Genomic DNA, 15,463 nt, shown 5'->3' with positions numbered 1-15,463 from the left:
TTTGAAGATTTCGTTAATAATCATTTTAAAATTATTAGTATCCTATTATATCCTAAAGTAAGTAAATATAATTTAAATAAACTAAACCTTTTTTATTAAAAAACAGTTAATTCAAAGATTATTTCAATCTTTTCATCGAAAAATAAAGCTATTATTCTTTTACTCGTTTCTAAATTATATAACTTCGTACCGTTAAGTTAAGAGATAGGCCCCATTTGAAGTTTTTATTTGCTATTGCAAAATGTTAATCCACCCCAATGGATTTAGTTAAAATTTTTATGACATAATTAATTTATGTCACAGATTTTTGCTCCTAAAAAATTAAACAACCCCAAGTCTCTACCATTTATTTTTTTTAAAGAATTTATTCATTCAGAAATAATGTGGTTATGAGAGTATTTAAATTTAATCTGTTGCTTATTTTATTCGCAATTGGTAATTGTTATTCACAGTTTACAACCGATAAGCCAGATTTGAGATTGTGTGGAAATTCTCCAAATTATTATTTGGACTATTTCAATTGTACGTCTAACAATTATACGTTAGATAATGTTTTTTTAAGTTTGACTGATGTAAACGGAGTACCACTAGACACAACTACATGTACACCAGGCACTAGTCACACTATGTACATCATGTTGAACTATACTTCAAATTCTAATAGTGATATTTATCATGCAAGAATGTTTGCCGATTTAATTGTCAATGGTAGTTCAACTTCTTTAAACGTAAGTCTTGGAACCGTAGCACCAGGAAGTGGACAAAGATTATTATATGGTCCTTTTAACTGGGTTTGTGGCCAAGAAATTATGCTCGATAGAATCTTAATTGTTTGGAAAACAAGTGGTAACAATAATTTACTCGTTCCTTACAACTGTCATTCTTACAACAGATCACAATGTGAATATCCTGGAAGCGTTGTAGTTGTTGCACCACTAGCAGTTCAATTTAATTATGAAGGTTGTACTTCTGGGAACCTTGCAACTATTAATTTTGAATCTACAACAACTGGAGGAAACCCTCCCTACTCATATGCATGGGATTTTGATTCAGATGGTATTATAGATTCTACTCAAGAGAACCCTATAAATACCTATACGTCTTTATCTGCAACAACTGCAACATTAACAGTAACAGATTCATATGGCACAACAAATACTTTTTCAGTTTTATTAAATTTTCCGTCTGAGCTACTAATTAATGCTAATGTTCAAGGGTTAACCTGTGATCCAAACTCTACAGCATCAATAGATTTAACAGTAAGTGGAGGAACTCCACCTTATACTTATAGCTGGAATACTGGATCAACAAATGAAGATGTTTCTGGTTTAAGCGAAGGCACTTACAATGTTACTGTAACAGATGCTATTGGATGTATTAAAACCTATTCAACTACTATTTCTCAAATTGTTTGTTGTGAATTTTTAGTAACATGTCCTACATTTCCTCCAACAACTTTAGAATGTTATGATTTACTTCCTATTGAAGGAGAAATTTCTGAAAGTGATTTTGAAGCATTAGGAAATGGTGATGGATTTATAGGAGATAATCCGTGTGGAATTATATTAATAACTGTACAAAATAGTGCTTATGCAGGTTGTAATTCAAATGTTATAAGAACATATACAGTTACTGAATACCAAGACGACAATAATAATGGTATTCATGATCCAAACGAAACAACAATATTAAATACATTTACTTGTAATCAAACTATTTTAATAAACGATACTACGGCACCAACTATTGATATTGCCGCTGCTGATTTAACTGTGGAATGTGACGGTAATGGAAATACTGCCGATTTACAAGCTTGGTTAGCTTCAAACGGTGGAGCTTCCTCTTCAGATGCGTGTTCTTCGGTAACTTGGTCGAATAACTATTCTAGTCTTTCTGATGATTGTGGCGCTACAGGTTCGGTAAGTGTAACCTTTATTGCAACCGATGATTGTGGTAATAGTTCAAGCTCTTCAGCAACTTTTACTATTCAAGACACTACTGCGCCAACGATTGACATTTTGGCTTCCGATTTAACTGTTGAATGTGACGGAAACGGAAACGCTGCTGAATTACAAGCTTGGTTAGCTGCTAACGGAGGCGCTTCTTCTTCAGATGCTTGTTCTTCAGTGACTTGGTCTAACAACTACGCTAGTCTTTCTGATGATTGTGGCGCTACAGGTTCGGTAAGTGTAACCTTTACTGCAACCGATGATTGTGGTAATAGTTCAAGCTCTTCAGCTACTTTTACTATTGTCGATACTACTGCACCAACTATTGATATTGTCGCTGCTGATGTAACAGTGGAATGTGATGGTAATGGAAATACTGCTGATTTACAAGCTTGGTTAGCTTCAAACGGTGGAGCTTCTTCTTCAGATAGTTGTTCTTCAGTGACTTGGTCGAATGATTATTCTGCTTTGTCTGATGATTGTGGTGCGACTGGTTCGGTTACTGTAACTTTTACTGCTACTGATGATTGTGGTAATAGTTCAAGCTCTTCAGCTACTTTTACTATTCAAGATACTACAGCACCAACTATTGCTATTGCTGCTGCTGATTTAACTGTGGAATGTGACGGTAATGGAAACACCGCCGATTTACAAGCTTGGCTTTCTTCTAATGGTGGAGCTTCTTCTTCAGATGCTTGTTCAAATGTGACTTGGTCTAACAACTATTCTAGTCTTTCTGATGATTGTGGCGCTACGGGTTCGGTAAGTGTAACTTTCACTGCAACCGATGATTGTGGTAACAGTTCAAGCTCTTCGGCTACTTTTACTATTCAAGATACTACTGCGCCAACGATTGACATTTTGGCTTCCGATTTAACTGTTGAATGTGACGGTAATGGAAACACCGCCGATTTACAAGCTTGGCTTTCTTCTAATGGTGGAGCTTCTTCTTCAGATGCTTGTTCAAATGTGACTTGGTCTAACAACTATTCTAGTCTTTCTGATGATTGTGGGGCGACTGGTTCAGTTACTGTAACTTTCACCGCTACGGATGATTGTGGTAACAGTTCCACTTCTTCTGCAACATTCACTATTCAAGATACTACAGCACCAACTATTGCTATTGCTGCTGCTGATTTAACTGTGGAATGTGATGGTAATGGAAACACTGCCGATTTACAAGCTTGGTTAGCTTCAAATGGTGGAGCTTCTTCTTCAGATAACTGTTCTTCAGTAACTTGGTCGAATGATTATTCTGCTTTGTCTGATGATTGTGGGGCGACTGGTTCGGTTACTGTAACTTTCACTGCAACCGATAATTGTGGTAATAGTTCAAGTTCTTCGGCTACTTTTACTATTCAAGATACTACAGCACCAACTATTGATATTGTGGCTTCCGATTTAACAGTGGAATGTGACGGTAATGGAAACACTGCCGATTTACAAGCTTGGTTAGCTTCAAATGGTGGAGCTTCTTCTTCAGATAACTGTTCTTCAGTAACTTGGTCGAATGATTATTCTGCTTTGTCTGATGATTGTGGGGCGACTGGTTCGGTTACTGTAACTTTCACTGCAACCGATGATTGTGGTAATAGTTCAAGCTCTTCGGCTACTTTTACTATTCAAGATACAACTCCACCAACTATTGATATTGTGGCTGCTGATTTAACAGTCGAATGTGATGGTAATGGAAACACTGCTGATTTACAAGCTTGGTTAGCTTCAAATGGTGGAGCTTCGGCTTCAGATAGCTGTTCTTCAGTAACTTGGTCGAATGACTATTCTAGTCTTTCTGATGATTGTGGCGCTACGGGTTCGGTAAGTGTAACTTTCACTGCAATCGATGATTGTGGTAACAGTTCAAGCTCTTCGGCTACTTTTACTATTCAAGATACTACTGCGCCAACGATTGACATTTTGGCTTCCGATTTAACTGTTGAATGTGACGGAAACGGAAACGCTGCTGAATTACAAGCTTGGTTAGCTGCTAACGGAGGCGCTTCTTCTTCAGATGCTTGTTCTTCAGTGACTTGGTCTAACAACTATTCTAGTCTTTCTGATGATTGTGGCGCTACAGGTTCGGTAAGTGTAACCTTTACTGCAACCGATGATTGTGGTAATAGTTCAAGCTCTTCAGCAACTTTTACTATTGTCGATACTACTGCACCAACTATTGATATTGTCGCTGCTGATGTAACAGTGGAATGTGATGGTAATGGAAATACTGCTGATTTACAAGCTTGGCTTTCTTCTAATGGTGGAGCTTCTTCTTCAGATGCTTGTTCAAATGTGACTTGGTCTAACAACTATTCTAGTCTTTCTGATGATTGTGGCGCTACGGGTTCGGTAAGTATAACTTTCACTGCAACCGATGATTGTGGTAACAGTTCCACTTCTTCTGCAACATTCACTATTCAAGATACTACAGCACCAACTATTGCTATTGCTGCTGCTGATTTAACTGTGGAATGTGATGGTAATGGAAACACTGCCGATTTACAAGCTTGGTTAGCTGCTAACGGAGGCGCTTCTTCTTCTGATGCTTGTTCGTCGGTAACTTGGTCGAATGATTATTCTGCTTTGTCTGATGATTGTGGGGCGACTGGTTCGGTAAGTGTAACCTTTACTGCAACCGATGATTGTGGTAATAGTTCAAGCTCTTCAGCAACTTTTACTATTCAAGACACTACTGCGCCAACGATTGACATTTTGGCTTCCGATTTAACTGTGGAATGTGATGGTAATGGAAACACTGCTGATTTACAAGCTTGGTTAGCTTCAAACGGTGGAGCTTCTTCTTCTGATGCTTGTTCGTCGGTAACTTGGTCTAACAACTATTCTAGTCTTTCTGATGATTGTGGGGCGACTGGTTCGGTTACTGTAACTTTCACTGCAACCGATGATTGTGGTAATAGTTCAAGCTCTTCAGCAACTTTTACTATTCAAGACACTACTGCGCCAACGATTGACATTTTGGCTTCCGATTTAACTGTTGAATGTGATGGTAATGGAAACACCGCCGATTTACAAGCTTGGTTAGCTTCAAATGGTGGAGCTTCGGCTTCAGATAGCTGTTCTTCAGTAACTTGGTCGAATGACTATTCTAGTCTTTCTGATGATTGTGGCGCTACGGGTTCGGTAAGTGTAACTTTCACTGCAATCGATGATTGTGGTAACAGTTCAAGCTCTTCGGCTACTTTTACTATTCAAGATACTACTGCGCCAACGATTGACATTTTGGCTTCCGATTTAACTGTTGAATGTGACGGAAACGGAAACGCTGCTGAATTACAAGCTTGGTTAGCTGCTAACGGAGGCGCTTCTTCTTCAGATGCTTGTTCTTCAGTGACTTGGTCTAACAACTATTCTAGTCTTTCTGATGATTGTGGTACTACAGGTTCGGTAAGTGTAACTTTCACTGCAACCGATGATTGTGGTAATAGTTCAAGCTCTTCAGCTACTTTTACTATTGTCGATACTACTGCACCAACTATTGATATTGTCGCTGCTGATGTAACAGTGGAATGTGATGGTAATGGAAATACTGCTGATTTACAAGCTTGGTTAGCTTCAAACGGTGGAGCTTCTTCTTCAGATAGTTGTTCTTCAGTGACTTGGTCGAATGATTATTCTGCTTTGTCTGATGATTGTGGGGCGACTGGTTCGGTTACTGTAACTTTCACTGCAACCGATGATTGTGGTAATAGTTCAAGCTCTTCGGCTACTTTTACTATTCAAGATACTACTGCGCCAACGATTGCTATTGCTGCTGCTGATTTAACTGTGGAATGTGATGGTAATGGAAACACTGCCGATTTACAAGCTTGGTTAGCTTCAAATGGTGGAGCTTCTTCTTCAGATAACTGTTCTTCAGTAACTTGGTCGAATGATTATTCTGCTTTGTCTGATGATTGTGGGGCGACTGGTTCGGTTACTGTAACTTTCACTGCAACCGATAATTGTGGTAATAGTTCAAGTTCTTCGGCTACTTTTACTATTCAAGATACTACAGCACCAACTATTGATATTGTGGCTTCCGATTTAACAGTGGAATGTGACGGTAATGGAAACACTGCCGATTTACAAGCTTGGTTAGCTTCAAATGGTGGAGCTTCTTCTTCAGATAACTGTTCTTCAGTAACTTGGTCGAATGATTATTCTGCTTTGTCTGATGATTGTGGGGCGACTGGTTCGGTTACTGTAACTTTCACTGCAACCGATGATTGTGGTAATAGTTCGACTTCTTCGGCTACTTTTACTATTCAAGATACTACAGCACCAACTATTGATATTGTCGCTGCTGATTTAACTGTGGAATGTGACGGTAATGGAAATACTGTTGATTTACAAACTTGGTTAGCTGCTAACGGAGGCGCTTCGGCTTCAGATAGTTGTTCTTCAGTAACTTGGTCTAACAACTATTCTAGTCTTTCTGATGATTGTGGGGCGACTGGTTCGATTACTGTAACTTTTACTGCAACAGATGATTGTGGTAACAGTTCAAGCTCTTCGGCTACTTTTACTATTCAAGATACTACAGCACCAACTATTGATATTGTCGCTGCTGATTTAACTGTGGAATGTGACGGTAATGGAAATACTGTTGATTTACAAACTTGGTTAGCTGCTAACGGAGGCGCTTCTTCTTCTGATGCTTGTTCTTCAGTGACTTGGTCTAACAACTATTCTAGTCTTTCTGATGATTGTGGGGCGACTGGTTCGGTTACTGTAACTTTCACTGCAACCGATGATTGTGGTAATAGTTCAAGCTCTTCGGCTACTTTTACTATTCAAGATACAACTCCACCAACTATTGATATTGTGGCTGCTGATTTAACAGTCGAATGTGATGGTAATGGAAACACTGCTGATTTACAAGCTTGGTTAGCTTCAAATGGTGGAGCTTCGGCTTCAGATAGCTGTTCTTCAGTAACTTGGTCGAATGACTATTCTAGTCTTTCTGATGATTGTGGCGCTACGGGTTCGGTAAGTGTAACTTTCACTGCAATCGATGATTGTGGTAACAGTTCAAGCTCTTCGGCTACTTTTACTATTCAAGATACTACTGCGCCAACGATTGACATTTTGGCTTCCGATTTAACTGTTGAATGTGACGGAAACGGAAACGCTGCTGAATTACAAGCTTGGTTAGCTGCTAACGGAGGCGCTTCTTCTTCAGATGCTTGTTCTTCAGTGACTTGGTCTAACAACTATTCTAGTCTTTCTGATGATTGTGGTACTACAGGTTCGGTAAGTGTAACTTTCACTGCAACCGATGATTGTGGTAATAGTTCAAGCTCTTCAGCTACTTTTACTATTGTCGATACTACTGCACCAACTATTGATATTGTCGCTGCTGATGTAACAGTGGAATGTGATGGTAATGGAAATACTGCTGATTTACAAGCTTGGTTAGCTTCAAACGGTGGAGCTTCTTCTTCAGATAGTTGTTCTTCAGTGACTTGGTCGAATGATTATTCTGCTTTGTCTGATGATTGTGGGGCGACTGGTTCGGTTACTGTAACTTTCACTGCAACCGATGATTGTGGTAATAGTTCAAGCTCTTCGGCTACTTTTACTATTCAAGATACTACTGCGCCAACGATTGCTATTGCTGCTGCTGATTTAACTGTGGAATGTGATGGTAATGGAAACACTGCCGATTTACAAGCTTGGTTAGCTTCAAATGGTGGAGCTTCTTCTTCAGATAACTGTTCTTCAGTAACTTGGTCGAATGATTATTCTGCTTTGTCTGATGATTGTGGGGCGACTGGTTCGGTTACTGTAACTTTCACTGCAACCGATAATTGTGGTAATAGTTCAAGTTCTTCGGCTACTTTTACTATTCAAGATACTACAGCACCAACTATTGATATTGTGGCTTCCGATTTAACAGTGGAATGTGACGGTAATGGAAACACTGCCGATTTACAAGCTTGGTTAGCTTCAAATGGTGGAGCTTCTTCTTCAGATAACTGTTCTTCAGTAACTTGGTCGAATGATTATTCTGCTTTGTCTGATGATTGTGGGGCGACTGGTTCGGTTACTGTAACTTTCACTGCAACCGATGATTGTGGTAATAGTTCGACTTCTTCGGCTACTTTTACTATTCAAGATACTACAGCACCAACTATTGATATTGTCGCTGCTGATTTAACTGTGGAATGTGACGGTAATGGAAATACTGTTGATTTACAAACTTGGTTAGCTGCTAACGGAGGCGCTTCGGCTTCAGATAGTTGTTCTTCAGTAACTTGGTCTAACAACTATTCTAGTCTTTCTGATGATTGTGGGGCGACTGGTTCGATTACTGTAACTTTTACTGCAACAGATGATTGTGGTAACAGTTCAAGCTCTTCGGCTACTTTTACTATTCAAGATACTACAGCACCAACTATTGATATTGTCGCTGCTGATTTAACTGTGGAATGTGACGGTAATGGAAATACTGTTGATTTACAAACTTGGTTAGCTGCTAACGGAGGCGCTTCGGCTTCAGATAGTTGTTCTTCAGTAACTTGGTCTAACAACTATTCTAGTCTTTCTGATGATTGTGGGGCGACTGGTTCGATTACTGTAACTTTTACTGCAACAGATGATTGTGGTAACAGTTCAAGCTCTTCGGCTACTTTTACTATTCAAGATACTACAGCACCAACTATTGATATTGTGGCTTCCGATTTAACTGTGGAATGTGACGGTAATGGAAACACCGCCGATTTACAAGCTTGGTTAGCTTCAAACGGTGGAGCTTCTTCTTCAGATAACTGTTCTTCAGTGACTTGGTCGAATGATTATTCTGCTTTGTCTGATGATTGTGGGGCGACTGGTTCGGTAACTGTAACTTTTACTGCAACCGATGATTGTGGAAACAGCGCAAGTTCTTCAGCTACTTTTACTATTGTAGATACTACGGCACCAACTATTGATATTTTGGCTTCCGATTTAACTGTTGAATGTGATGGTAATGGAAACACCGCCTATTTACAAGCTTGGTTAGCTGCTAACGGTGGCGCTTCTTCTTCTGATGCTTGTTCTTCAGTGACTTGGTCGAATGATTATTCTGCTTTGTCTGATGATTGTGGTGCTACGGGTTCGGTAAGTGTAACTTTCACCGCTACAGATGATTGTGGTAATAGTTCAAGTTCTTCAGCTACTTTTACTATTCAAGACACTACTGCGCCAACGATTGACATTTTGGCTTCCGATTTAACTGTTGAATGTGATGGTAATGGAAACACCGCCGATTTACAAGCTTGGTTAGCTGCTAACGGAGGCGCTTCTTCTTCTGATGCTTGTTCGTCGGTAACTTGGTCTAACAACTACGCTAGTCTTTCTGATGATTGTGGCGCTACGGGTTCGGTAAGTGTAACTTTCACTGCAACCGATGATTGTGGTAACAGTTCAAGCTCTTCGGCTACTTTTACTATTCAAGACACTACTGCGCCAACGATTGACATTTTGGCTTCCGATTTAACTGTTGAATGTGATGGTAATGGAAACACCGCCGATTTACAAGCTTGGTTAGCTGCTAACGGAGGCGCTTCTTCTTCTGATGCTTGTTCTTCAGTGACTTGGTCGAATGATTATTCTGCTTTGTCTGATGATTGTGGGGCGACTGGTTCGGTAAGTGTAACTTTCACCGTTACAGATGATTGTGGTAACAGTTCCACTTCTTCGGCTACTTTTACTATTCAAGATACAACTGCACCAACTATTGCTATCGCTGCTTCAGATTTAACTGTGGAATGTGATGGTAATGGAAACACCGCCGATTTACAAGCTTGGTTAGCTGCTAACGGAGGCGCTTCTTCTTCTGATGCTTGTTCGTCGGTAACTTGGTCTAACAACTACGCTAGTCTTTCTGATGATTGTGGAGCAACTGGTTCGGTAAGCGTAACTTTCACTGCAACCGATGATTGTGGTAACAGTTCAAGCTCTTCGGCTACTTTTACCATTCAAGATACTACAAATCCTGAGTTTACATCAAATTTACCATCAGACGTTTCAGTTTCTTGTGATAATGTTCCGACAGCTGAAACGTTAACAGCCTCAGATAATTGTTCTTCAAATGCTACAGTTGTAGTTGATGATGAAATTATTACTGATGAAAGTGCTTGTGCTGGAGAATATATTATTTTAAGAACTTGGACTGCAACAGACGATTGTGGAAACTTTATTACTTATACACAAACAATAAGTGTTTATGATAATACAACTCCTGTTCTTGATACCCCTTATGATGAACAAATTGAAGTAAATTGTAGTGAAATTCCCGATATTCCTCAATTAGAATTTAGTGATAATTGTTCTGGTATTGCAAGTGTAGATTATAATGAAAATACAACTACAATCAGTATTTATGAATATTATATTGAGAGAGAATGGTTAGTAAGTGATAACTGTGGAAATGTTGCTACATTTAATCAAACTATTCATGTAAATGTTGACCAACCTTTCAATGCTATTCCTTATTCGATTTGTACAGATGAGGAACCAATAAATTTATTTACTATTTTAGACGGATCGTTACCTACAAATGGAGAATGGATTGAAGTTACAAACTCTGGTGGACTAAATGGAAATATGTTTGATCCAAATGGAGTTGCAACTGGCTATTATACAATTCAATACATAGTTACATTAGAAAATAATGCTTGTCCTTCTAAATTTGAAATATATTTGAATGTTAATGACGATTGCGTTGTTTTACCTGCTTGTGACATTGTAATTTATAATGCAGTTTCTCCAAACAATGATGGTTCTAACGATATGTTTGTAATTGATGGAATTGAATGCTACCCAAATAATACTGTTGAAATTTATAACAGATGGGGAATATTGGTTTATGAGACAAAAGGTTATGATAATTTAATTCGTTCATTTAAAGGATATTCTGAGGGCAGAACTACTTTAAATAAAAATGAATTATTACCAGATGGAACATACTTCTATATCTTGAATTACAAAGATGAAGAGGGCAAAACACACGATAAATCAGGATATTTATATCTTAATAAATAACTTGATTAAGTAAAAAAATTAATTAAAAACATTGATCATGAAAACAATATATATATTAATCATCACAGTTTTTACTCAATTATTGTGCTTTGCTCAACAAGATTCTCAGTACACACAATATATGTATAACACTGTAAATATAAATCCTGCATATGCTGGTTCTAGAGAATCATTAACTATGTTCTTACTTCATAGAACACAATGGGTAGGATTAGACGGTGCTCCAGTTACTAATAATGTTTCTGCGCATACACCAATTGGAGATTCAAATTTTGGAGTTGGACTTTCATTTGTAAATGATAGAATTGGTCCAGTTGATGAAAATGCTATTTCAGCAGATTTAGCATATTTTATTCAAATTTCTGAAAATTATAAACTTTCTGTTGGATTAAAAGGAACGGCAAATTTATTTAATCTTGATGTTAACAAATTAAATCCTCAAGACCAAACAGATCCAAAGTTTCAAAATTTAGACACTAAATTTTCTCCAAATATTGGTGCCGGTGTTTACTTATTTTCAGATAAAACTTATGTAGGATTATCATCGCCTAATTTCTTTGAAACCAATCGTTATAATGACAATGATGTGACTGTAACCAAAGAAAAAATGCACTTTTATTTAATTGCTGGACATGTATTTGATCTTAGTCCAAGTATAAAATTTAAGCCTGCATTATTAGCAAAAGCTGTAGATGGAGCTCCGTTACAAGCCGATGTAACTGCCAATTTTTTAATTCATGAAAAATTTACAATTGGTGCAGCTTATAGATGGGATGCTGCAGTAAGCGGATTAGTTGGTTTCCAAATTACTCCTACTCTTTTTGCAGGATATGGTTACGATATGGAAACTACAAAACTGAGAAACTATAACTCGGGTTCACATGAAATCTTTTTACGATTTGAAATATTTAGTAATAACAGAGTCGCAGATCCAAGATTCTTCTAAAACAAAGATTATGAAAACAATATATTCAATACTATTCTTACTATTTTATTGTGTAGGTTTTTCACAAGCTGCTCAATTAGCGTCGGCAAACAGAAAATATGAAAAATATTCTTATGTAGATGCAATCGAAATTTATGAAAAAGTAGCCGAAAAAGGTTATAAATCGGCTGAACTTTTCAAAAGACTTGGAAATGCATATTATTTTAATGGCGGAATTGATAAGGCTTCAAAATGGTACAAAGATTTATTTGACTTAAATGAAGAAGTTGAGCCAGAATATTACTTTAGATATTCTCAAACTTTAAAATCTCAAGGAAAATATGATGAAGCTGATAAATACATGTCTAAATTTTATGAATTAACAAATGATTCTAGAGGTGAAAAATATTCTAAAAATAAAGATTACCTAAAAAACATAGAGGCACTTTCTGGAAAATATACTGTTGATGAAATCAATTTAAATTCGGAATATTCAGATTTTGGGCCAGCGTTTTTTGGAAAATCATTAGTTTTTTCTTCTTCGAGAGAAACTGGAGCAGTATCTTCTAAAGTTAATCGATGGACAAATCAAAATAACAGAGATTTATACATCGCAGAAATGCAGGACAGTAAAAATTTCTCTGAAGCTAAAAATTTCTCGGAAGAAGTAAATACAAAATTCAACGAATCAACTCCTGTTTTTACAAAAGATGGTAAAACAATGTATTTTACACGAAATAATTTTAATGATGGTAAAAAAGGAAAAGATGATGATAAAAGTACTCTTATTAAAATTTATAAAGCCGAATTAATTGAAGGAAAATGGGATAATATAAAAGAACTTCCATTCAACAGCGATCAATATAGTTGTGCACATCCATCGTTAAGTGATGATGAAAGAACACTTTATTTTGCTTCCGATATGCCAGGAGGATTTGGTAACTCAGATATTTATAAAGTTAGTGTTAATGGTGGTTCAGTTGGAACTCCAGAAAATTTAGGAAATTCAATAAATACAGAAGGTAGAGAAACTTTTCCTTTTATTTCTCCTGATAACAAAACCTTATATTTTGCTTCAGACGGACAATTAGGATTAGGTGGTTTAGATATTTTTGAATCTAAACTTGTGAATAATTCGTTTGAAAAACCTGTTAATTTAGCTCGACCAATTAATAGTCCAATGGATGATTTTGGTTTAATCGTTAATAAGGACAACGTTGGCTATTTTTCTTCAAATAGAAATGGCGGAAAAGGATTTGATGATATTTATGCGTTCACAATTTGTATGCAACGTCTTCATGGAACCATTACAGATGTTGATACAAAAGAATTGCTATCAAATTCTAAAGTGGAATTATTTGATGAAAATATTAATAAAATTTCCGAAACATTTTCAAAAGAGGAAGCTAAATATTCATTTAATGTTGATTGTAACACAAAATACATTATAAGAGTTTCTAAAGAAGATTATGATACTACTGAACAACAAGTTACAACTAACAAAGAAAATGGAGAAACTGAATTAAATATTGCTTTAAAAAGATATAAATTCCCAATTGAGGAAGGAACTGATTTAGCTAAAATATTTGATATCAGTATTATATATTTTGATTTAGATAAATGGAATATTCGACCAGATGCTGCTAAAGATCTTCAAAAAATTGTTGAAGTAATGAAACAATATCCAGATATGCAGGTTTCGATTAGATCACATACTGATAGTAGACAAACCCACAAGTATAACGAATTGTTATCGGATAGAAGAGCAAAATCTACTCTTGAGTTTATGGTTAAAAACGGAATTGAGAGAGAAAGATTAACAGCGAAAGGATTTGGTGAAACGGAATTAGTGAATAACTGTTCAGACGGTGTTCCCTGCTCGGAAGAGGAACACCAAAAGAACCGTCGTAGTGAATTTATTGTATTGAAAATGAATTAGTTTTTCTTCTCTCTTAACCTCTTTCAACTAATTCATTGGGTAAACCTCTAAGTAATTTAGAGGTTTATTTTTTTAAATTCACCATGCAATCATAACTCAAATTAAACTTAGCGCATTTGTTTAATCTACTTAATTAGAAAGCTCTCTTAACCTCTTTACTAATTAATTGTGGGTAAACCTCTAGTTGTCGAAATAACTATCTTTAATACTTTAAAAGTATTCTTTACTTATTTTTTGATGAACATATTTGTATAGTAGAATCTACCATTCGCATCCTGACTTATTGAAAGTCCGAAGTGTGAATAATCTCCTTCTAAATTTGCTCTATGACCATCACTATTAATCCATGCAGTTAAAGCAGCCTGTGGGGTTGAAAATCCGTAGGCAACATTTTCACCAACTTTATAAGCTCCTAAAACGTGTTGTAAATTTGTTTTTCTATCATCAAAACCATCATGATTAACTGAATTAGTTTCAATCATGTAAGTGTTATGTTCTGAAGATTTATAAGAAATATGTTCAATAATTTGTAAAGGGCTTAAACCTTGCTCTACTCTGTAATCATTAATTAAATCTAATAACTGAACCTCAGTTGTTGTATGATTATAATTTTGAGCAGTTTCTGTAGTAGTATTGTTTGTAGTAGATGCTTCTGAAGAATCTGAAGAACATGAAGTAAATGATAGACTTGTTAATAATAGGGCAAAAAGGATTAAACAATTTTTCTTCATAATCAATCTCAATTAAATGTTATCTTTTTTAATGCTTTATCTTAAAAAAACCAATCAAATCGATTAAATGATTGATTTTCAAGACAAATGTACTCCATTATCGATTATATGCAAATTTTTTCGATAAAACGCACTATTTTTTAACATTTAATTAAGCAGTTGACCATCAAGGAGATAATCTATCTATTTTCCAGTCAAAATTTTCTAACAATTTATAGCGAATACGATCATGAAGACGATTAGGACGACCTTGCCAAAATTCAACTTCAACTGGTCTCACTAAAAAACCTCCCCAAAAGTCGGGTCTTGGCACTTCTTTTCCTTCAAATTCGGCTTCAAGTGCTTTTAATTTGGTTTCCAAATATTCTCGATTCGGAATTATCTCACTTTGGGCAGAAACTAATGCTCCTAATTGGCTTCCTTTTGGTCTTGAAGCAAAATAATTATCAGAAATATTTTGAGCAGTCTTTTCTGCAATCCCTTTTATAATGACTTGTCGTTCCATCGAATGCCAAAAAAATGACAAACAAATATTAGGATTATTTAAAATAGCTTTTCCTTTTTCAGATTCATAATTGGTATAAAAAATGAATCCTTCTTCATTGTATTTTTTTAGTAGCACTACTCTACTTTTTGGAAATCCATCTAAACCTTGTGTAGAGACTGTCATGGCGTTGACTTCATCTACTCCACCAAAATCTTCAACTTCATGAAACCATCTGTTGAATAAGTTTATAGGATCTTCAGGAATATTATTCTCAAGAAGTTCCGATTTCTCATAGGATTTTCTATAATTACTTAAATCGCTCATAATTATTAAAGTATATCATTAAAGCGTTGTATATTATTTATTTTTCTTCTTTGTAAAAAGATTAAAAATAAACTTTAAAATTCT

Annotated in this window: 5 protein-coding genes; 3 read left to right on the top strand and 2 right to left on the bottom strand. The window is 36.2% G+C overall.

The genetic code is table 11. The annotated features are described in order from the left end of the window. Window positions 1-389: 389 nt before the first annotated feature. Genes GCU34_RS03455 through GCU34_RS03445 form a run of 3 tightly spaced genes read left to right on the top strand, consistent with a single transcriptional unit; the run spans window position 390 to window position 13,837 of the window. Window positions 390-10,973, top strand: coding sequence for a T9SS type B sorting domain-containing protein (locus GCU34_RS03455; RefSeq protein ID WP_152378349.1), 10,584 nt, complete (start codon window positions 390-392; stop codon window positions 10,971-10,973). Between the two features lie 37 nt (window positions 10,974-11,010). Further along, window positions 11,011-11,919 (top strand): PorP/SprF family type IX secretion system membrane protein, encoded by a 909-nt coding sequence (locus tag GCU34_RS03450; RefSeq protein WP_072786012.1) that lies wholly within the window; start codon window positions 11,011-11,013, stop codon window positions 11,917-11,919. A 10-nt stretch (window positions 11,920-11,929) separates the two neighbouring features. Continuing rightward, window positions 11,930-13,837 (top strand): OmpA family protein, encoded by a 1,908-nt coding sequence (locus tag GCU34_RS03445; RefSeq protein ID WP_072786019.1) that lies wholly within the window; start codon window positions 11,930-11,932, stop codon window positions 13,835-13,837. 227 nt (window positions 13,838-14,064) lie between these two features. On the opposite strand, the gene GCU34_RS03440 is transcribed toward GCU34_RS03445, so the two are convergent. Further along, complete coding sequence (locus tag GCU34_RS03440; RefSeq protein WP_072786011.1) at window positions 14,065-14,568, bottom strand: CAP domain-containing protein; 504 nt, start codon at window positions 14,566-14,568, stop codon at window positions 14,065-14,067. A gap of 166 nt (window positions 14,569-14,734) precedes the next feature. Beyond that, window positions 14,735-15,379: a pyridoxamine 5'-phosphate oxidase gene (gene pdxH, locus GCU34_RS03435; RefSeq protein ID WP_072786009.1), complete on the bottom strand. Its 645-nt coding sequence runs from the start codon at window positions 15,377-15,379 to the stop codon at window positions 14,735-14,737. Between the last annotated feature and the right edge of the window lie 84 nt (window positions 15,380-15,463).

This window comes from Flavobacterium haoranii (assembly GCF_009363055.1).
In the GTDB taxonomy this organism is placed as follows: domain Bacteria; phylum Bacteroidota; class Bacteroidia; order Flavobacteriales; family Flavobacteriaceae; genus Flavobacterium; species Flavobacterium haoranii.
This window is presented reverse-complemented; position numbering and strand designations above follow the sequence as displayed.

Coding starts and splice junctions, on each gene's coding strand:
- GCU34_RS03455 (WP_152378349.1), top strand. CDS start 390: ATGAGAGTATTTAAATTTAATCTGTTGCTTATTTTATTCGCAATTGGT.
- GCU34_RS03450 (WP_072786012.1), top strand. CDS start 11,011: ATGAAAACAATATATATATTAATCATCACAGTTTTTACTCAATTATTG.
- GCU34_RS03445 (WP_072786019.1), top strand. CDS start 11,930: ATGAAAACAATATATTCAATACTATTCTTACTATTTTATTGTGTAGGT.
- GCU34_RS03440 (WP_072786011.1), bottom strand. CDS start 14,568: ATGAAGAAAAATTGTTTAATCCTTTTTGCCCTATTATTAACAAGTCTA.
- pdxH (WP_072786009.1), bottom strand. CDS start 15,379: ATGAGCGATTTAAGTAATTATAGAAAATCCTATGAGAAATCGGAACTT.